The organism is Nonomuraea recticatena (assembly GCF_039533245.1).
In the GTDB taxonomy this organism is placed as follows: Bacteria; Actinomycetota; Actinomycetes; order Streptosporangiales; family Streptosporangiaceae; genus Nonomuraea; species Nonomuraea roseola.
In genome coordinates this window covers 1-18,090 of sequence record NZ_BAAATE010000041.1, presented here as the reverse complement: position 1 = coordinate 18,090, position 18,090 = coordinate 1, and the positions used below count along the sequence as shown (strand labels likewise).

18 protein-coding genes are annotated in these 18,090 nt (G+C 71.2%); 7 read left to right on the top strand and 11 right to left on the bottom strand.

Annotated elements, in window-relative coordinates; translation table 11 throughout:
* The first annotated feature begins 6 nt into the window (after nt 1–6).
* From panD to ABFX50_RS43940, 3 genes are read left to right on the top strand one after another with little or no spacing between them, the layout of a single operon-like run.
* On the top strand, nt 7–417 hold the full coding sequence (panD, locus tag ABFX50_RS43950; RefSeq protein WP_346155358.1) for an aspartate 1-decarboxylase: 411 nt from the start codon (nt 7–9) through the stop codon (nt 415–417).
* Nucleotides 414–686, top strand: a complete 273-nt coding sequence (locus tag ABFX50_RS43945) for a phosphopantetheine-binding protein (protein WP_346155355.1) — start codon at nt 414–416, stop codon at nt 684–686. The genes panD and ABFX50_RS43945 overlap by 4 nt, the downstream gene beginning before the upstream one ends.
* Nucleotides 667–4,515, top strand: a complete 3,849-nt coding sequence (locus ABFX50_RS43940) for a non-ribosomal peptide synthetase (protein WP_346155352.1) — start codon at nt 667–669, stop codon at nt 4,513–4,515. Before ABFX50_RS43945 ends, ABFX50_RS43940 begins: the two co-directional genes overlap by 20 nt.
* 56 nt (nt 4,516–4,571) lie before the next feature.
* On the opposite strand, the gene ABFX50_RS43935 is transcribed toward ABFX50_RS43940, so the two are convergent.
* The 8 genes from ABFX50_RS43935 to ABFX50_RS43900 are packed head-to-tail and all read right to left on the bottom strand — an operon-like array spanning nt 4,572 to nt 13,808.
* Nucleotides 4,572–6,293: a non-ribosomal peptide synthetase gene (locus ABFX50_RS43935; protein WP_346155349.1), complete on the bottom strand. Its 1,722-nt coding sequence runs from the start codon at nt 6,291–6,293 to the stop codon at nt 4,572–4,574.
* Between the two features lie 3 nt (nt 6,294–6,296).
* On the bottom strand, nt 6,297–7,310 hold the full coding sequence (locus ABFX50_RS43930) for a TauD/TfdA family dioxygenase (protein WP_346155347.1): 1,014 nt from the start codon (nt 7,308–7,310) through the stop codon (nt 6,297–6,299).
* Complete coding sequence (locus ABFX50_RS43925) at nt 7,307–8,068, bottom strand: thioesterase II family protein (protein WP_346155344.1); 762 nt, start codon at nt 8,066–8,068, stop codon at nt 7,307–7,309. Before ABFX50_RS43925 ends, ABFX50_RS43930 begins: the two co-directional genes overlap by 4 nt.
* Nucleotides 8,065–9,135 (bottom strand): GntG family PLP-dependent aldolase, encoded by a 1,071-nt coding sequence (locus ABFX50_RS43920; protein WP_346155341.1) that lies wholly within the window; start codon nt 9,133–9,135, stop codon nt 8,065–8,067. Before ABFX50_RS43920 ends, ABFX50_RS43925 begins: the two co-directional genes overlap by 4 nt.
* A complete protein-coding gene (locus ABFX50_RS43915) occupies nt 9,132–10,403 on the bottom strand; it encodes an ATP-grasp domain-containing protein (protein WP_346155339.1) in 1,272 nt (423 codons plus the stop codon). The genes ABFX50_RS43920 and ABFX50_RS43915 overlap by 4 nt, the downstream gene beginning before the upstream one ends.
* A complete protein-coding gene (locus ABFX50_RS43910; RefSeq protein ID WP_346155337.1) occupies nt 10,400–11,431 on the bottom strand; it encodes a PLP-dependent cysteine synthase family protein in 1,032 nt (343 codons plus the stop codon). Before ABFX50_RS43910 ends, ABFX50_RS43915 begins: the two co-directional genes overlap by 4 nt.
* Complete coding sequence (locus ABFX50_RS43905) at nt 11,428–12,327, bottom strand: GHMP family kinase ATP-binding protein (protein WP_346155335.1); 900 nt, start codon at nt 12,325–12,327, stop codon at nt 11,428–11,430. The genes ABFX50_RS43910 and ABFX50_RS43905 overlap by 4 nt, the downstream gene beginning before the upstream one ends.
* Nucleotides 12,324–13,808 carry a lyase family protein gene (locus ABFX50_RS43900; protein ID WP_346155484.1) on the bottom strand — a complete coding sequence of 495 codons (1,485 nt, stop codon included), beginning with the start codon at nt 13,806–13,808 and terminating at the stop codon, nt 12,324–12,326. The genes ABFX50_RS43905 and ABFX50_RS43900 overlap by 4 nt, the downstream gene beginning before the upstream one ends.
* A gap of 133 nt (nt 13,809–13,941) precedes the next feature.
* Here ABFX50_RS43900 and ABFX50_RS43895 point away from each other — a divergent pair, with 133 nt between their 5' ends.
* The 3 genes from ABFX50_RS43895 to ABFX50_RS43885 are packed head-to-tail and all read left to right on the top strand — an operon-like array spanning nt 13,942 to nt 16,470.
* Entirely contained in the window at nt 13,942–14,601 is a 660-nt protein-coding gene (locus ABFX50_RS43895; protein ID WP_346155331.1) for a helix-turn-helix transcriptional regulator, read from the top strand.
* A complete protein-coding gene (locus ABFX50_RS43890; protein WP_346155328.1) occupies nt 14,598–15,245 on the top strand; it encodes a response regulator in 648 nt (215 codons plus the stop codon). Before ABFX50_RS43895 ends, ABFX50_RS43890 begins: the two co-directional genes overlap by 4 nt.
* 1 nt (nt 15,246) lies before the next feature.
* A complete protein-coding gene (locus ABFX50_RS43885) occupies nt 15,247–16,470 on the top strand; it encodes an MFS transporter (protein ID WP_379506914.1) in 1,224 nt (407 codons plus the stop codon).
* Nucleotides 16,471–16,710: 240 nt separating this feature from the next.
* Here ABFX50_RS43885 and ABFX50_RS43880 read toward each other — a convergent pair whose 3' ends face one another.
* Both ABFX50_RS43880 and ABFX50_RS43875 read right to left on the bottom strand, forming a co-directional pair.
* Nucleotides 16,711–16,923 carry a hypothetical protein gene (locus tag ABFX50_RS43880; RefSeq protein WP_346155321.1) on the bottom strand — a complete coding sequence of 71 codons (213 nt, stop codon included), beginning with the start codon at nt 16,921–16,923 and terminating at the stop codon, nt 16,711–16,713.
* A 185-nt stretch (nt 16,924–17,108) separates the two neighbouring features.
* Complete coding sequence (locus ABFX50_RS43875; RefSeq protein WP_346155317.1) at nt 17,109–17,300, bottom strand: hypothetical protein; 192 nt, start codon at nt 17,298–17,300, stop codon at nt 17,109–17,111.
* A 12-nt stretch (nt 17,301–17,312) separates the two neighbouring features.
* Between ABFX50_RS43875 and ABFX50_RS51565 the strand changes: the two genes are divergently transcribed.
* Nucleotides 17,313–17,603 (top strand): helix-turn-helix domain-containing protein, encoded by a 291-nt coding sequence (locus ABFX50_RS51565; RefSeq protein WP_379506913.1) that lies wholly within the window; start codon nt 17,313–17,315, stop codon nt 17,601–17,603.
* On the opposite strand, the gene ABFX50_RS43870 is transcribed toward ABFX50_RS51565, so the two are convergent.
* On the bottom strand, nt 17,591–18,090 hold a 500-nt coding region (locus ABFX50_RS43870; RefSeq protein WP_346155314.1), incomplete at its 5' end, for a transposase family protein. The genes ABFX50_RS51565 and ABFX50_RS43870 overlap by 13 nt on opposite strands.

Here is an 18,090-nt window from a genome sequence, read left to right as displayed (position 1 = left end):
CTCACCTTGTTGCGCACCATGTTCAAATCGAAGATCCACCGTGCCACGGTCACGCATGCCGACCTGCACTACGTCGGGTCGGTGACGATCGACCGCGACCTGATGGAGGCCGCCGACCTCCTGGACGGCGAGCAGGTGGCCATCGTGGACATCACCAACGGCGCCCGTCTGGAGACGTACGTCATCGCCGGCGAGCGAGGCAGCGGCGTCATCGGCATCAACGGCGTCGCGGCCCGCCTGGTCTCGCCCGGCGACCTGGTGATCCTGATCTCCTATGCCCAGTACTCCGCCGAGGAGCTTCCGCGCTACCGGCCTCTGGTCGTGCACGTGGACGCGGGCAACCGCATCGTCGACATCGACGCGGAGCCCGCCCGTCCCGTACCAGGGGCGGCCGGCGCGGAGAGGAGAGCGGCATGAGCGGCGTGTACGAGTCGCTGACCGCCGACTGGGCTCTCGTGCTGGGCCGCGACCTCAGCGGTCCCGACGACGACTTCTTCGAGGCGGGCGGCCATTCGCTGGCCGCCATCCAGCTGGTCGCCCGCATCCGGGCGCGATACGGCATCGAGGTGCCCGTCGCCTGCGTGTTCACCCACTCCACGGCGGGCGGGCTGGCCGAGGAGATCGCTCGGCTCCTGGCCGAGGGCGTTCCCGCGGGAGAGGCGGGCAATGATCACCACCGCGTTTGAGGTGCCGCTGACGTTCTCTCAAGAACGGATGTGGCTGCTCCACCAGATCGATCCAGCCTCGACCGCATACAACGTCTGCGTGGCCCTGCACCTGCGGGGCCCGCTGGTCGTTGCCGAGCTGCAAGCCGCCCTCCACGCGCTCGTCGACCGGCACGAGGCGCTGCGCACCGTCTACAGCAGCTCGCACGGGCGGCCGGTGGCGACGGTGCTGCCCACGATCCCCGTCGAGATACGCCCGCTCTCGCTGGCCGCCGACTCCCTGGACGCGGTCCGCGCGCTGGCCGCGGCCGAGGCCGCCAGGCCGTTCGACCTGGCGCGCGGCCCCTTGCTACGCGCCGGCCTCGTGCGCCTGGCCGACGAGGAGCACGTGCTCATCCTGGCGGTGCACCACATCGTCTTCGACGAATGGTCCATGGGGGTGCTGTTCACCGAACTCGACCTGCTGTACCAGGCGGGGCCGGCGGGCCGTACCGCCGCCCTGCCGCCGCTCGCGCGCGCCTACGCCGACGTGGTGGCGGCGGAACGGCGCGCGGATCTCGCGCCCGCCGCCGAGCATTGGCGCCGGGCCCTGGCCGACCTGCCCGCGCTGAACCTGCCGACCGACCACCCGCCCACCGCGGAACCGTCGACGGCCGGCGCCACGATCTCCTTCGAGGTGCCGCCCGGCCTCACCGCCAAGCTCACCGCGATCGCCCGCGAGGCACGCGCGACCCTGTACATGACCGGCCTCGCGGCGTTCTCCGCACTCTTGTCCCGCTATTGCGGGCAGGATGACGTGGCGGTCGGCACCACGGTCGCCAACCGGTCGGCGCCCCAAACCGCGGGACTGATCGGCGCGTTCTTCAACACCCTGGTCATGCGCTCGGACCTGTCGGGCGACCCGACGTTCACCGAGTTGCTGGGCCGCACCCGCGCCTTCTGCCTGGACGCGCTGACCCACCAGCACCTGCCCTACCAGCGGCTCGTGGAGGAGCTGGGCGGCGGCTCCACTCCGCTGTTCCGCGTCATGTACGAGGCCCACGCGGGCCTGCCGCCCGCCCTCACCCTCGGCGACCTGACCGCGGAACCGCTGCGCTTCGAGGACACCGAGGCGAAGGAGGACCTGTCCCTGTCGCTCACGGCCGACGGCGACCGCGTCGTGGGCCACCTGTCCTACCGGACCGACCTGTTCGAGCAGGACACCGCCGAGCAGCTGGCCGAGTCATTCACGCACCTGTTGGGCCAGGTCGCCGAGGCTCCGGACGTCCCGCTCGGCACGCTGGACATCCTGCCGCCCGCGCGGCGCGAGCTGGTGCTCGCGGCGGGTTGGGGCGCGGCCCCGCTGGGCCCGCTCGACCGGTGCGCGCACACGCTGTTCGAGGACCGAGTACGGCTGGATCCCGAGGCGACGGCGGTGCTCGAGGGCGAGTCGACGCTGACGTACACGGAGCTGGACCGCCGGTCGAACCGCATCGCCCACTGGCTCCAGAGGCAAGGGGTGGGTCCCGAGGACGTGGTCGGGGTCGGCCTGGAGCGCTCCGGCTGGCTGGTGGCCACCTTTCTGGGCGTCTGGAAGGCCGGGGCCGCCTACCTGCCGCTCGATCCGGGGCTCCCACGGGCGCGGCTGGACCACATGCTGACGGACTCCGGTGCCCGGCTGGTGATCGATGACGCGCGGGCCCTGGAGCGGGCGACGTCGTCGCTGCCCGAGGAGCCACCTGAGGTGGCCGTCCTGCCGGACAACCTCGCCTATGTCATCTACACGTCGGGGTCCACGGGCCGTCCCAAGGGCGTCATGGTGGGGCACCGGGGCCTGGTGAACTTCCTGCACTGGTGCGTGGCCGCCTACAGCGTGGGCGGTGACGGAGGGGCGCCGCTCTTCTCCTCGGTCGCGTACGACATGGTGGTGCCCAACCTCTACACCCCCCTCATCACCGGACAGGCCGTGCACGTCGTCGCCCCGGACACGCCGCTGGACGAGCTCGGCGGCGCCCTGACGGGCAGGCCGTACGGGTTCGTCAAGCTCACCCCCGGGCACCTGGAGATCCTGTCCGGCCAGTTGTCGCCGGAGGAGGCGGCCGGGCTGGCCGGAGTGCTGGTCGTGGGTGCCGACGCCTTCCCCAGCCGGGCACTGGCGTTCTGGCAGGAGCTGGATCCACCGCCGGTACTGCTGAACGAGTACGGCCCCACCGAGGCATCCGTCGCCAATTGCGTGTACACGGTGACGGGCCCGATCGGCGGTGAGCTGGTGCCCATCGGACGGCCCATCCCCGGCACCACCATGTACGTGCTCGACGACGACCTGAGCCCGGTCCCCTTCGGAGTACCCGGCGAGCTGTACATCGGCGGGCACTGCGTGGTGCGTGGCTACCACGGGCGCCCCGCCCTGACGGCCGAACGATTCGTGCCCGACCCTTTCGGCGCGGAGGGGGCTCGGCTCTACCGCACCGGAGACCTCGGGCGGCTGCGCGCCGATGGGGTGTTCGAGTTCCTGGGCAGGCTGGACGAGCAGGTGAAGATCAGGGGCTTCCGTGTCGAGCCCGGCGAGGTGGAGGCCGCGCTGGACGCGCTGCCCGGGGTGCGCCGGTCGGTGGTCATGGCGACGGCGTCGCCGGCGGGTGGGCAGCAGCTCGTCGCCTACGTGGACACCGCCCGGCCCGTGGCCGGGATCCGGCGCGCGCTGGCACGGGTCCTGCCTGACTACATGGTGCCGTCCGCCTTCGTCCCTGTGGACGCCATCCCGCTCAACCGCAACGGCAAGGTCGACCGGGCCGCCCTGACGGAGGCCGGACGGGCCCCGGCCGCGCCCTGCACGCGTCGTCAGCCCGCGACGGACGCCGAGCGCCAGGTGGGCGAGCTCGTCGCCGACGTGCTCGGCGTCGCCGCCGACGCCGTGTGGGCGCGGGACGACCTCTTCGTGCTCGGGCTCGACTCCCTGACCGCGGTGCGCCTCCTCGCGGAGGTGCGGCGGCGGCTCGGCGTCACGGTGGAGCTGCGCCGCTTCCTGCAGGACGCGACGCTGGACGGGCTGATCGCGCTGGTGACAGCGCCCAGGGCAGCCGGCGCGCCTCCCGCGGCGGTGCCCGTCATCCGCTCCTTCACCTCGGTCGGGATGGGCGAGCCTGTCCACTTCTTCCACCCGCTCGGCGGGGCGAGCCTGTGCTACTCGGGGCTCGCCGCCGGGCTCGCCGCCCACCGCCCCGTCCACGTCGTGCAGGCGCTCGGTGCTGATGTGCGAGGGGGATCGCTGCGGTCCATGGCCGCCCGCTACGCGCGGGAGCTGGTCGCCTCGGCGGGGCCGGACGCGCCGCCGTACACGCTGGGGGGCTGGTCGGCCGGAGGGGTGCTGGCCTTCGAGACGGCGCGGCAGCTGCACGCGCTCGGGCACCGCATCGGCCACGTGGTGCTGATCGACTCCATGCTGCCCGAGGTCGTCCACCCCTCGGTGTACGGCGAGCTGCTGGAGGAGCTTGACACTCTCATCGGCCGGGTGGCCGGGCAGGACATGGAGGCGGCGCAGGACGTGTTGCTGAAGTCCCAGAACGCGTTCTACGACGGGCTGGGAATGACCTCCGAGCAGGCGGCGGCGCACTACGAGGCGTACGGACCGCGGTTGCTCCGGTTCTGGCGCGACAGCCTGGCGGGCCTGGCGGCCTACCGCGCGGGAACGTTCGACGGCCCGGTGACGCTGCTGGTCAGCGACCGGCATCCGATGGCGGCGCGCGTGGTTCACGAGGCGGGATGGCGGGCGGTGGCCGGTGAGTTGACCGTGCGGGAGGTCGCGGGCGACCACTACGACCTGCTCCACCCGCCCTACGTCGACCAGCTCGTCCGGTTCTTCGCCGGATAGACCGGGACACAGATCGAGGGGGAGGGTCCGCCGGACCCTCCCCCTCGATCTGCCTCTCACGCCGGCAGATCGGCTCCGCGCAGGGAGTCGACGTGCGCGGCCAGGTCACGCAGGACCGGGTACCTGAACACCGTGTCCATCGTCACCGTGAGCCCCAGCTCTTTCTTCAGGCACGAGACCACCTTGATGGCCAGGAGCGAGTGCCCGCCGAGCCGGAAGAAGTTGTCCGTCCCGCTGATGTGCGGCGCGCGCAGCACCTGGCGCCAGGCAGCGGCGATGAGCTCCTCGGTGGGGGTGCCGCGCTGTGGCGTCCCGGCTGCGCCGTGACGCGTCGGCCGCGGCAGCGCGCCGCGGTCGAGCTTGCCGTGGCTCGTCAAGGGAAAGGCGTCCAGCGCCACGAAAGCGGCGGGGACCATGTAGGCGGGCAGGTGCGCTTCCAGGTGAGCCCGCCACTGCCCGGGACCGGCCGGCTCCTCGCCGGTCCGGCAGTAGGCCACCAGCCCGCGGCCGGTGTCGAGATCGTCCCGCAGCAGGACGACGCACTCGGCCACGCCGGGCGCCTGCGCCAGCACCGCCTCGATCTCGCCCAGTTCGATCCGATAGCCGGACAACTTCACCTGGTGGTCCCGGCGCCCGGCGAACTCCAGTCGGCCGTCCGGCGTACGCCTGGCCAGGTCACCGGTCCGATACATGCGCGAGCCGTCGGCCGCCTCGGCGTCAGGGAGGAAGGACAGGGCGGTCAGGCCCGGCCGGCCCAGGTACCCGCGCGCCACCCCGGGACCGGACAGGCAGATCTCCCCCACCATCCCCGCGGGGACCGGGTTCAGCTCATCGTCCAGCAGCCGCAGGCGGCCGCCCGGCAGCGGTTCGCCCAGGTGCGGGCCGGTGTCCTGAGTGATCCACGCGAAGGTCGCGTCGACAGTGCACTCCGTCGGGCCGTAGACGTTCGCCGCCCGCGGCCCTCCCGCCGCCGTCGCCCCGGCGATCCGATCCCACAGGCTCTGGCTGATGGCCTCGCCGCCGACGAGCAGGGTGAGCTCGCCGGGTTCGAGCCGGTCCAGCACCAGGTCGAGGTGCGAGGGGGTGATGTCCAGGCAGGTTAGCTCCTCGTCCGCGGCCAGCCGGGCCAGCGCCTCCGGGTCCGACCTGACCGTCTCCGGCACGATCACCACCGTGTCGCCCCGGCACAGCCGCACCCACTGCTGAACCGAGGCGTCGAAGGAGGCGGCAGCGTTCCAGCCGACCCGGGCGGGCGCCGTGCTGGTCAGGCCGGCCCCTTCCAGCGAGGCCAGCAGCGCGGCGAGCGAGGCGCGGGAGACCTGCACGCCCTTGGGGGCTCCGGTCGAGCCGGAGGTGTAGATCACGTATGCGAGGGTGTCACCGCTCACCCGCGCCGGCTCGCGCTCGGGCGCCCTGCTCACGAGCTCGCCTGGTGTGACGGCCACCTCGTCCGGCGCGGCGGCCGCGCCGGCGACGACGAGCGACGCCCCGCAGTCCCGCAGCAGGTACGCGCGGCGCTTCACGGGCAGCTTGGGGTCGATCGGCACATAGGCGGCGCCGGCGGCGAGGGTGCCGAGCAGGCAGATCACGAGGTCGATGCCGCGCGGCAACATCAGCGCGACCACGGACTCCGGTCCGGCGCCGCGGCGGGCGAGCCCGCCGGAGACGCGTGCCACCCGCTCCCTCAGCTCGGCGAACGTCAGCCTCCTTTCCCCCTCGACCAGAGCCGTCCGCTCGCCGGGCACGGCCATCAGCCGCTGAATGACGTCGATGGCCATGCCTCACGCTCCGATCGCGGGTGCCGCGGGCTGCACCGAGGGGGCGCAGTCGGCGAGCGCGACGGGCTCGCCCATGGCGACCAGGATCTTGCGCTCGCCCTGGAAGGCGTCCCGGCCGTGCGCGCACATGATGTTGTCCACGAGCAGGAGGTCGCCTGGCTCCCAGGTCCTGCGCAGGGTCACCGCTTCGTAGGCCTCGTTGAGCGCCGCCGCCTCGCCGGCCGACAGCGGCGTGCCGTCGCCGAAGGAGGTGTCGAAGGGCAGGCCGTCCTCACCGTAGGAGTCGATGAGCACCTCGCGGACGTCCTCGTCCAGGGACCAGCGGCTCCAGAAAGCGACATGGTTGAACCACACCTTCTCGCCCGTCGCCGGATGCCGGATGACCGCGGGCCTGCGCTGCCACGTGCGCAGCCCGTCCCCGTCCAGCCACTCGAAGCCGATCAGGTTCTGCTCGCAGTAGCGCTCGACCTCCGACCTGTCGTCCGTGGAGAACGCCTTGCGCCAGGGCATGCCGACAAAGTCGGAGTAGTTCCTGGTCAGGATCCAGCCCTGGGCCTCGAACCGGTCGCGCAGCTCCCGCGGCACCGAGGCGTACATGGCGCGCATGTCACCCACCGTGGTCACGCCGCCCTGCTCGGGCGCGGTGAGGCAGCAGAACAGGAGGAGCCCGGGGAAGTCCAGCGTGTAGCTGTTCTCGTTGTGCAGCCGGATGGCCTGCGCGGGCGGCAGGTCCGTCGAGGAGTAGACGTCGTCGCCGTAGGCGCTGCGGGGCGTGGCCTTCTCCTTGTAGGCCGCCTTCTCGCCCATGACCTCGTCCCGCAGGAGGGCGAAGTCGCCGGGCGCCACCATGGGCAGCCCCCGCAGCATGAGGCACCCCGAGCGCCGCACCTCCTCACGCACGAACGCGCGCGCTCCGGCCAGCCAGGCGGCCGCGTCGTCGACGCCCTCCAGGCGGGGGACGTGAACGAGCGGCGGAGTGCCCTGCTCCCTCCGCACGTCCTGAACAGTGGATGTCATCGTGTTTCCTCTCCTTGTACGCGCCCCGCCATGACCGCGATGGACAGCAGGGCGCTCGGATCGTCCTGAAAGTAGAAGTGGCCTCCGGGCAGCACGTGGGTCGTGACCTTGGAGCAGGACGCCTCGGCCCAGCGGGCCAGGTCACCGAGCGGCACGACGGGGTCGCTGTCACCGCCGACGGCCGCGACGGGGCAGCGCAGCACCCTGGTGGGGCCGGTGAAGCGATAGGTGTCGTCGATGGCGAAGTCGGCCCTGACCGTCCCCATGACCATGCTCCGCAACTGCGGGTGGTCCAGCACCTCCTCCGGCGTGCCGCCCCTGGTCCTGAGGACCGCGACCAGTTCGTCGTCGGACAGAGTTTCCGGATGGACGGGGCTGGGATTGGGCAGGTGAGGGGCGCGGCAAGCCGAGGCGACGAGCCCCAGGACGGGCCGGCCGAGCTCCTCGAGCCTCCTGACGATCTCGAACGCCATGAGCCCACCCATGCTGTGCCCCAGCACGATGAGCTCGTCGGCAGTGGGCGGCAGGTGCGCGACTATGGGGTCGACCAGGTCGTCCACGCTTTCGGGCAGCGGCTCGGCGTAGCGGGCGCCGCGGCCCGGATACTGGCCGATGAGCAGCCCGAATCCCGCCGGGAGCAGGTCCGCCCAGTCCAGGTAGGCATGCGCGGATCCTCCGGCGTGCGGCAGCACGAGCAGGTTCACCCGCCGCCCTGGCCCCGGGCCCAGATCCCAGACGACGTCCTGGGAAACGTTCACCGCGCCTCCTCCCCGGCGCCCGTTCGCGGACCGGCGAGGAGCTCGGTGAAGACCTGGATCGCCCGATCGACGGCCGCCGCGCTCACGTCGGCGTGGGTGACGGCGCGGATCCGCCCGTGCCCGAGCTCCTCTACGCGCACGCCCCTGTCGCGGGCCGCGGAGATGAAGGAACACGTGGTGTATCGGTCGTCGTGGACGCGGAAGAACACCATGTTGGTGGCCGGCGGGCTCAGGGTGATGCCGGGCAGGACAGCCAGGCCGGCGGCGAGCCGGGCGGCGTTGGCGTGGTCGTCGGCCAGCCGTCCGGTCATCTTGGTCAGGGCGACGATGCCGCACGCGGCCACCACGCCGGCCTGCCGCATGCCGCCGCCGAGCATCTTGCGGACCCGCCGCGCGGCCGAGATCGCCCGCGCGTCGCCCGCGAGCACCGACCCGATCGGCGCGCACAACCCCTTGGACAGGCAGACCTGCACGGTGTCCGCAACGGCCGCGATCTCGGCCGGCGTCACCCGCAGCGCGGTCGCGGCGTTGAAGAGGCGGGCGCCATCCAGGTGGAGCGCCACGCCGTACCGCCGTGCCAGCCCGGCGATCTCGGCCAGGTAGGGGAGGGAGAGCGGCACGCCGCCACAGCGGTTCTGCGGGGTCTCCAGGCTGATCATGGAGGGCCGGGCGAACTGCGGGTCGTTACAGTCGACGGCGCAGGCCTGCTCGATGTCCGCCGGGTCGATCGTCCCGTCTGGCCGGTTGGGCAGGGGCTCGTAGACGACGCCGCCGCACACCGACGCCCCGCCGGCTTCGTAGACGTAGATGTCGGACTCCCGGCCGACGATCGCCTTGCCGCCGCGCGGGCAGTGCACCAGGGTCGCCGTCAGGTTCGCCATGGTGCCGCTCGGCATCAGGCAGGCCGCCTCCTTGCCGAGGAGCTCCGCGGCAAGGTGCTCCAGCTGGGCCACGGTCGGGTCCTCGCCGTAGACGTCGTCGCCGAGCGGCGCCTGGGCGGCCGCCTCGAGCATGGCGGGAGTGGGCAGGGTGAAGGTGTCGCTGCGTAGTTCGACGACGTCGGTCATCGGTCTCCAATCGGGGAGGCGGCGCTGATGAGGGCCGGCTCGAGGTGGCCGAGCGCCGTGTCCAGCGCCTCCGCCAGCTCCGCGTAGCCGCTTCCTGAGGCGATCACGTAGCCCAGCCGGTCGTAGCTGCACGTCGGCGGCCGCACCGGGGCCCCCGCCGCCGCGGTGATGGTGACGGCGGCCACGCCGGGAACGGCCTCTGCTTGGGACACCCCTGTGACCTCGCGCAACGTGGCGCCGGGAAGCGGCCGCAGCTCCTGCGAGGCCAGGAGGAACGCGATGCCGGCGGGGATGAAGCGGGTGGGCGGCGGCGGCGGCGGCAGACCGGTGGCGGCCCGCAGATGCGCCGCCACCAGGTCGAACCCGCATGAGAGCGCGATGACCTCCGGGATCATGCCGCCGGCCGGCCGAGCGTTGATCTCCACGACGTAGCCCATGCCGTGGATGAGCTTCATCTCCAGATGCGTGACGCCGTGCGTGATCCCGACGGCGGTCAGCGCCCTGCGGGCGGCGCCGGTCAGCGTGGCGGCCGTGGTCTCCGGCAGCGGCGCGGGGAAGACGTGTCCGCGCTCCACGAAGTACGGCGGTGGCGTGACCCGCTTGGCGGTGATGCCCACGCAGTGGTGGGTCCCGCTGGAACTGATCATCTCAAGGCTGAACTCGGGGCCGTTGAGATAGCCCTCGATCAGCGCGGTCCTCGCGGTCGCCTGGCCGCGTACGTTGGTGGTGGTCGAGACGATCGCGCGACAATGCGCCAGCACCTCGGCCGAGGTCGAGCAGAGTCCCACGGAGAAAGAGCCCGTGTCGTCCACGGGCTTGACGACGCAGGGCAGCTCGATGAGCGCCAGGGCCTCAGCGATCTGGGCCTCGAGGTCGCGGTCAGCAGTGACCAGCGCGAACGCGGGAGAGGGCAGGCGGTCGGCGGCCAGCGTCCGGCGCATAAGCCCCTTGTCGCGGCAGATGGCCACCGCGTCGGGCGGGTTTCCCGGCAGGCCCAGGGCGGCGGCCACCCGTGCGGCGGTGACGACGTAGAACTCGCTGGTCGTGGTCACTCCTGCGATGCGGTCCAGGGTCGACTCGAGCAGGCCAGGCAGCAGGGCGGTGTCGTTCGTGTCGCACAGCACGATCCGGACGCCCGTCGCGTCCAGTCCCGCGTAGCGGGCCGGCTCGGCAGTCGCCAGAACCGGCTGGAAACCCAGCTCGCGGGCCCGCTCCAGGGCGAGCATGCCGGTCCCTGTGGTGTTGGACTCGATGAAGACGAGGTTCATGCGTACTCCACGGCCTTGTCGAGCGTGGCGTAGGACCAGGTCGTCGCGATCTCGGTGCGCCCGAGGCGGCGCGGCGCGGCGGGCAGACGCAGGTCGGTGATGCCGTGGGCAGCCCGGTACTCCGGGTTGTAGATCGTGTCGACATAGCGATCGCCCCGGTCAGGGAATATCGCCACCACAGTGGCGTCGGGGCCCAGCCGCGTGCTGAGCCAGCGGGCCACGAGGTAGGCGGACCCTGAGCTGTTGCCCGCGAAGACCTTCTCGTGCGAGGCCAGCTCGAGGGTGGCGGCGAAGGCCTCGCGATCGGAGAGCCAGTGCACCTCGTCGATGGCGGAGAAGTCCACGTTGGCCGGGATGAGGCTGTTGCCCAGCCCGCTCTGCAGCCGGCCCGGCTGATCCGGCTGGCCGAAGATGACGCTGCCCGCCGCGTCGACGGCGACCACCCGCACGTCGGGCTGGAGGCGGTGTAGGCCGCGAGCCGTGCCGCAGAGGGAGCCGCCGCTGCCGACCGCGCCCACGAGCACGTCCACCCGGCCGACGGCCGCGACCACCTCCTCCGCCAGCGCGTGATACGCGGCCGGGTTGGCGGGGTTGTCGTACTGCCGTGGCCAGAACGCTCCCGGGTTGGCCTCCATCACGCTGTGCAGCCGCTCGAGCCGGGCGCTCTGCCAGCCGCTGCCCGTCATCGCGGGCACGACGTCGACAGTGGCCCCCATCGCTGTCAGCTTGGCGGTGGTGAGCGGGTCGATGCGCGGGTCGGTGACGATGTGCACGTCGTGGCCGAGGTACGTGCCGACCAGCGCGACGCCCATGGCCATCGTCCCGGAGGAACTCTCCACGATGAGCCCGCCGTCTTTCAGCGTGCCGTCGGCCCGAGCCGTCAGGATCGCCTGCTTCGCCACCCGATCCTTCATGCCGAACGGGTTGAGCAGCTCCAGTTTGGCGTACAGAGCGGCGCCCTCGGCCGGCCGCAGCCGCAACAGCGGGGTCTCGCCGATGGCATCGATCGTGTCACGTCGGTACGTCATGTCCTGCTCGTGCTCCTGCAGACGATGAGGGGGCGGGCGAGCTGCTCCAGCTCTTGGAGGGCACGGGCCAGCTTGGGCCCGTGCCCGGGGTCCTGCCGGGCCAGGAGGATGCCCACGCAGGTGCCGCTATGGCCGACGACCGTGCCGAGCCCGCCCACCATGCGGCAGATCTCCTCCACCTCGGCCAGGTGGGGCTTGGGATTGAAGGCTTGGAACAGCCGCGCGCTCGCGGTCGCGACCGCGCCCACCGTGGCCACGTCCTGGTCGCGGACGGCGATGGTGAGCTGGTCCAGCAGCTCCTCGTACCTGACGGCCCAGTGCACCGGGATCGGCTTCCTGGTCTTGTTGAAGGCGACGGTGTCGACACTCTCCCCGTCGTCGATCCCGGCGATCGTGAGCTGGGGCAGTGCGCCCATGCGCCGGTGCAGCCGTACCTCCCGATGGAAGAACGTGTTGATGCCGGGATGCATCACACCGTCCGACGGCTCGATGTCGGCCATCAGAAGCTTCAGCACCCTGTTGGGCAGATTCAGGCGGAAGGCTCCGTCCACCGCGCGGGCCGTGGCGACCAGGTCGGCGGTGGAGCTGGCCATGCCCTTGCCCTCGGGCAGCGCGCTGTTGAGCATCAGCCAGCCGCCGCCGGGCAGGCCGTAGCGATCGAGGATCCGGGTGGCCAGCCGCTGCGACTTGCCCTTGTGCGGCGGGGAAACGATCACCTGGTCCAGCTGCGGGTCGGGTTCAAAGGCGGCCTCCACGTAGAGGTCGACAGGGAAGGTCACCAGGAAGTCGGTGCCGTCGCCCACGATGCCCTGCAGCAGCTCGCCGAAGGTGCCGGGTGCGCGGCCCCTGCCCAGCCCCGCGGTGCGGTGCGCGCTGTCGAGCGCCTGAGTGGTCATGCCGAAACCTCCGTGCTGGTCGCGGTGCTGTCCTGCCAGGCGGTCCGCAGCGCCTCCGCCTGCCCTGCGGCGGTGCGGTCTACGGCGTCGAGCCGTTCACGGGTCTGCTCGAGCAGTTCATGAACGTCCTGCGGCCTGGCGGAGCCGCTCGTCCGTCTGCGCCGCACCCCCTCCTCGGCGTCCAGGAGCTCCCGCAGCCGGTCCTCGCCGAGTCTGAGGCGGTACCCCTGCTCTTCGCAGGCCACGGCCAGGCTGCTCAGGCTCAACGCATCGGGTGCGGGATCGTCCTGGGCGCCGGCGGCGATCCAGGAGCCGACGATGACCTGCGCGGTCCTGGCCGGCACGTGGTTCTCGAGCGTGAGATGGTTGGCCACCGCCGCGGCGGCCAGCGGCTCGCCGTTCACCGCCTTGCCGGCGCGGTCCGGGTGGAAGCGCAGATCGGCGATCACCCTCTGGAGCAGCGCCAGCATCGTCTCGCTGGTGTCGAACAGGTCCTCGAGGAAACGCGTACTCTCCTTGGAGACCTCGACCAGGTTCGTGTAGCCGGTGTTGCGCTGCCCGATCATGAGGTCGAAGGAGAGCCCGACGAGGTGGCCGCTCATGCCGCGGATGCGTTCGAGGATCGGGAAGTTTCTCTTGTGCGGCATGGCGGAGGAGATGCCGGCCAGCTCGTCCGGCAGGTCGATGAAGCGGCAGCTGGATCCGCTCCACCACAGCAGGTCGGTGAGGAACCGGCTCACCGTGGTGCCCAGCACCGACAGCTCGGCTGCGCATCTCAGCACCCATCCACGGGAGGCGACCGAGGTCAGCGCGTGCGGCTGGGGAGCGTGGAAGCCGAGCGCGGCGGCCATCCGCGATCGGTCCCACGGCAGCTCGAGCCCGGCGAGCGCACCGGCTCCCAGGGGGCTGAGGTTGATCCCGTCGTACAGCGCGTGCAGCGACTCGGCCGCCGTCGTGGCCGCCTCGGCGAGCGCGGCGAGGTAGAAGCCCAAGGTGATCGCCTGCGCCCACTGGTGCTGGGTGTGCCCGGGCATGATCGAGCCGGTGTGCCCGCTCGCTGCCAGTACTGCGGCGTCGGCCAGCCCCCTGACGGTCTCCGCCACGCCCAGGAGCCGCTCCCTGCCGAACATCAGCTGGGCGCACGCCTGCACGTCGTTCCTGCTCCGGTCCACGTGCCAGGCGGTGGCCTGGGCGGGTATGCGGGCGTACAGGGCCCGCTCCATGGCGAACAGCGTGTCCGACATCGTCGTGCCGTGTTCGGCCGCCACCTCCTCGGCCGACAGGCCCGCCACCGCGCCCCGGATCCGCTCGCCCATGTCTGGATCCAGCACGCCCATGCGGACGTACTCCTCGGTTTGAACCATCTCAATCCACTGGTAATGCCGCAGCAGATGCTGGACCTCCCAGTCGAACCGGCTGTTCAGCACCGTCCGTTCAAGCAGGCTCGCCGGCGCCTGCCGTATCCGTCCTGTCGGAAGCATGCGGTTCACGCTGTCAGCGTGGGCACCGGCATAACAGGCGGAACGATGGGCGATATCGGCGCGATATCGCTGCGATCTCGCTCAGTAAGGCGTCGTGCCTACTTTGGGGCTGTTGGCCTATCTGGGAGGCGCGATGGTGTCCACACTGTTGTCCGGCAGCTTGGGATTCGCCCGGTTACTCCGCAGCTACCGCTGCAACGCCCGGCTCTCTCAGGAGCAGCTCGCGGAACGGGCGCGGCTCAGCGTCCGTGCCTTGCGCGACATCGAGCGGGGCATCACCCGCTTCCCGCGCCGCTCCTCGGTCAGGCGCCTGGCCGTCGCGCTGGAGCTGACCGGAGAGGACCGGCTGAGCTTCGAGTCGGCTCCGGACCGTGCGCTGGCGTCCCCGCTCGCCGGACCCGGCTACCTCGCCCTCGACCGGACTGCGCTCTTGCAGGAGGTGGACGACGCGATCACGGCCGCCGCACGCGCGGGCACGAGCGGCGTCGTGAGCGTGACGGGCCCGCCGGGGGCGGGCAAGACCGCTTTCGCCGAGCGGTGCGCTGATGTGCTCCGGGCACGCCGGGGACTCGCCTGCTTCGGCGTCGACCTCCGGGGAGAACGGCAGGAGGCCGACGCCGCCATGCGACACGTCGCGGCCGCCCGTGGCGTGCTCGTCCTGGACGGCGCGCGGTGCTCGGACCTGCTGGCTCCCCTGCTCGAACTCGGCTTCTCCGGGGTCATCATCACCAGCAGGCATCCCCTGAAGGATCTCTCCCCGGCCCGGCACATCGTCCTTACGGTCTTGCCGTGACCCCCGACGTGCGTGTGCTGATCTGCTACTCGGAGCGGCTGCTCCGCGCCGCGCTGCGGTCGGTGCTCAACGGTGAGGCCGGCGTCTACGTAGTGGGCGAGGCCGCCGACGGCTTCGAGGCCCTGTCGAAAGCCCGCCGACTTCACCCTGACATCGCCCTCATCGACGAACGGCTGCCCGGCATCGACGGCATCCAGCTCACCCAGCGCCTCCGCCGCGACGAGCCGGCCACCGCCGTGCGGAGCATCATCATGACCGAACATCCCGAGTCGATGTTCGACGCGGTACGGGCCGGCGCCCGCGGGTTCCTGCTGCGCTCCAGCGCCCTGGACGAGCTCGTGTCGGCCATCCGCGCCATCGCCGACGGAGAGGCGTTCTTCGCCCCGCAGGTCGCCACCAGGTTCCTGCAGCAACTGGAGAGCGGGCTGCCACACCTGGACGCCGAAGCCGTCAAGTCGCTGACTGAGCGCGAGCAGGAAGTGCTCATGCTGGTCGCAGACGGGCTGAACAACAACGAGATCGCGAGCAAGCTGTACCTCAGCGAGGCGACTGTCAAGTTCCACGTCTCCAACCTCCTTAGCAAACTGCACCTGCGCGACCGCCTGCAGATCGCGGTCTTCGCGCACCGAGCCGGGGTCGTGTGAGATGGCCGTGACACGTCTCGAGCCGTCGTTCCACCGGCTGTGGGCGGCCACGGCGCTGTCGAACGTGGGCGACGGGCTCGTCGTCGTGGGTGCACCGCTCATCGCGGTGGGGCTGACCCGCTCGCCGTTCCTGGTGTCCCTGGTCAGCGCTGCCGCGACGCTGCCTTGGCTGCTCTTCGCGTTGCCCGTGGGCGCCCTCGTCGACCGGCACGACAGGCGCGTGCTGCTGGCGGCGGCCAACTGGGGCCGCGCCGCCGTGCTGCTGGTGTTCGCCGCGGTGGCGTGGCTGGACCTGCTCCACCTACCGTTGCTGCTGGCCTCGCTGCTGCTGGCCGGGGCGTGCGAGGTCGTCTCCGACAGCACCGGACAGTCCCTCACCCCCATGGTCGTCCCCCAAGAGCGGCTCCCCGTGGCGAACGGGCGCCTCTTCGCCGCCCAGACGGTCGGCAACAACTTCGTCGGTGCGCCGCTGGCCGGGCTCCTGCTCGGCGCACTCGGCCAAGCCGCCCTTCTCGCCGCGCCCGCCCTGCTCTATACCGGTGCCGCCGCGATGCTGGTGGGGCTGCGCGGGCGCTTTCGCGTCCAGTCGGACACCGCCGGCGTGCGGGCGGACATCGTGGCGGGCCTGCGGTTCCTGCGAGACCACCGCGTGCTCCGCTCCCTGGCGCTCTTCGCGGGCCTGTTCAACTTCGCCAGCGCCGCCTATTTCGCGGTCTTCGTGCTGTGGGTGGTCGGCGACCAGTCCAGAGTACGGCTCGAGGCCGGTGGGTACGGCCTGTTGATGGTGGCCCTCGCGGCCGGAGCCATAGGGGGTTCCCTGCTCATGGAGCGGCAGGTTCGCTCGCTGCCACGGGTGCTCATCATGTCGGCCGTGCTGAACAGCCTCCTGCTGCTCGTGCCCGTGGTCGTGCCGGTCGCGGCGGTCATCGGCGTCGTCGCCGTCCTGATGGGGGCGACCAGCGCGATGTTCAACGTCGCTATCCAGTCCCTGCGGCAGCAACTGACACCGGAGTCGATACTGGGCAGAGTCAATGCCACGGCCCGGCTGATCGGCATGGGCACCATGCCGATCGGCGCGCTGGCCGGAGGGGTGCTGGGTGACCACGCGGGACTTCCCGCGGTTTTCTGTGCCGCCGCCGCGCTGTGCCTCGTCGCCGTCGCGATCGCCGGTCGGTCGGTGACGGCGCGCGCTGTCGCGTCGCGATCCGCGGCGGCAAGTACTTAGGGCGAGCGCGAGGGAGGCACCCATTCGGCCCGCGTCCTCATGGGGCAGCCTCTCATCGTTCATCGGCGCGAAACAGAACGCCGGGTGCGCACGACGCAGGCCCGGCCTTCGACTGGGCGACATCGTAGATCGGCACCGACATGGTGCCATCGTCGTTCACGGGCGCACGGACCGGGCGACCGTGTGGAGCCTGGCCGAGCTGAACCGCTGGGAAAACCGCGACCGCGCGCTGCTGGCGCTCTACGTGCCCAGCGGCCTCGGCTCAAGCGCGATGCGACGGTTATGAAGCGAATGCCACCGCCTTTGCGCGGGCAGCGTGATGGTGATCGACGCGGTGTCGGCGGTGCTGCCGTCCGCGGCCCGGGTCACCGTCAAGGTGAGGGCGACGAGTTCCTTGCGGCCGTCGGCGCGCATTCCGATCAGTACCAGCAGTGCGCCTGCCGATAATTCCATCCGTCCAGGTCACGGTCTTGCAGGGCTTCTCTCGCAGGCAGGCTTCGATTCCTAAAGAGGCGCCAGTGCGGCAGGATGACCGGTCGTGCTCCTTCGCCTGGCCTATCTCGCCGTCATGAACACCTTCGCGGCGTTGCGGTTGCTTCCGATGGGAGATCGGGACAAAGGACGTCGAGATTCTCGCACTACGTCACCAGATCGCCGTCCTGGAACGACAGCTCGGCGCCGACACCCGGGTGAGGTTCGCTCCCGAGGACCGGGCCTTCCTCGCCGCTCTCCTGGCGCCGCTGCCGCGCGACGTCTTGCGCCGGCTGAGGCTTCTCGTCCGGCCGGATACCGTCGTTCGGTGGCACCGTGATCTGATGAAACGGCGTCATGCTCGTGCCTGAGTGCCGAAGCGGCGCGGGCGCCCGCCAACCGTTCGTTCCATCCGCGCCCTCGTCTTGCGTCTGGTCCGGGAGAATCCATCCTGGGGCTACCGGAGGGTGCACGGAGAGCTCTCCACGCTCGGCATCAAGGTGGCGCCGTCCACAGTCTGGGAGATCCTCAAGCGGGACGGCATCGATCCGGCGCCCGAGCGGGCGTCCACCACCTGGGCCGACTTTCTGCGCTCCAGGCTGAGGTTTTGCTGGCCTGCGATTTCATCGAGACCATCACTGAGCCCTTTTCATCCTGGGTAACGGCTGTCTTCGACGAGCTGGAGGACGAGGATGGCCTGCACGAGCGCGGTCGCGCCATGCGGGCAGCAGCGCAGCTTGGTGAGCACCTTCCAGGCCTTTAAGGTCGCGACGGCGCGCTCGCCAATGGCGCGGATGCGGGCATGGGCGCGGTTAACGTCCCGCTGCCCGCGTGACAGCCATGGACGGTGGCGATGCCGCTTGAACGGCGTCCGGATCGTGCCGCCCGCGCCGTGATCGCCCTTGTCCGCAAAGGTCTTCACGCCAGCACCGGTCAAGGCGTCGATCAGGCCGATCTTTCGAGCGGCGGTCACGTCATGAACGGCGCCCGGCAGCGCAGGCGAGGTCCACACCAGCCGGCCTGCGGGATCGGCCAGCAGTTGCACGTCCCCATGCTGCTTGTGTTTCCCGCTGTAATACGGTCGCTCGTCCGCCCGACGATCGATCGGGATGAGGGTGCCGTCCAAGATGGCGTAGGCCAGCCGAGCCG

Bases quoted from the DNA above. Each gene is read 5' to 3' on its own strand.
- ABFX50_RS43875 (WP_346155317.1), bottom strand. From the start codon at position 17,300: ATGACGCCGTTTCATCAGATCACGGTGCCACCGAACGACGGTATCCGG.
- ABFX50_RS43895 (WP_346155331.1), top strand. From the start codon at position 13,942: ATGGTGTCCACACTGTTGTCCGGCAGCTTGGGATTCGCCCGGTTACTC.
- ABFX50_RS43930 (WP_346155347.1), bottom strand. From the start codon at position 7,310: ATGACATCCACTGTTCAGGACGTGCGGAGGGAGCAGGGCACTCCGCCG.
- ABFX50_RS43885 (WP_379506914.1), top strand. From the start codon at position 15,247: ATGGCCGTGACACGTCTCGAGCCGTCGTTCCACCGGCTGTGGGCGGCC.
- ABFX50_RS43910 (WP_346155337.1), bottom strand. From the start codon at position 11,431: ATGACGTACCGACGTGACACGATCGATGCCATCGGCGAGACCCCGCTG.
- ABFX50_RS43915 (WP_346155339.1), bottom strand. From the start codon at position 10,403: ATGAACCTCGTCTTCATCGAGTCCAACACCACAGGGACCGGCATGCTC.
- ABFX50_RS43905 (WP_346155335.1), bottom strand. From the start codon at position 12,327: ATGACCACTCAGGCGCTCGACAGCGCGCACCGCACCGCGGGGCTGGGC.
- ABFX50_RS43935 (WP_346155349.1), bottom strand. From the start codon at position 6,293: ATGGCCATCGACGTCATTCAGCGGCTGATGGCCGTGCCCGGCGAGCGG.
- ABFX50_RS43945 (WP_346155355.1), top strand. From the start codon at position 414: ATGAGCGGCGTGTACGAGTCGCTGACCGCCGACTGGGCTCTCGTGCTG.
- ABFX50_RS43900 (WP_346155484.1), bottom strand. From the start codon at position 13,808: ATGCTTCCGACAGGACGGATACGGCAGGCGCCGGCGAGCCTGCTTGAA.
- ABFX50_RS43920 (WP_346155341.1), bottom strand. From the start codon at position 9,135: ATGACCGACGTCGTCGAACTACGCAGCGACACCTTCACCCTGCCCACT.
- ABFX50_RS43880 (WP_346155321.1), bottom strand. From the start codon at position 16,923: ATGGAATTATCGGCAGGCGCACTGCTGGTACTGATCGGAATGCGCGCC.
- ABFX50_RS43940 (WP_346155352.1), top strand. From the start codon at position 667: ATGATCACCACCGCGTTTGAGGTGCCGCTGACGTTCTCTCAAGAACGG.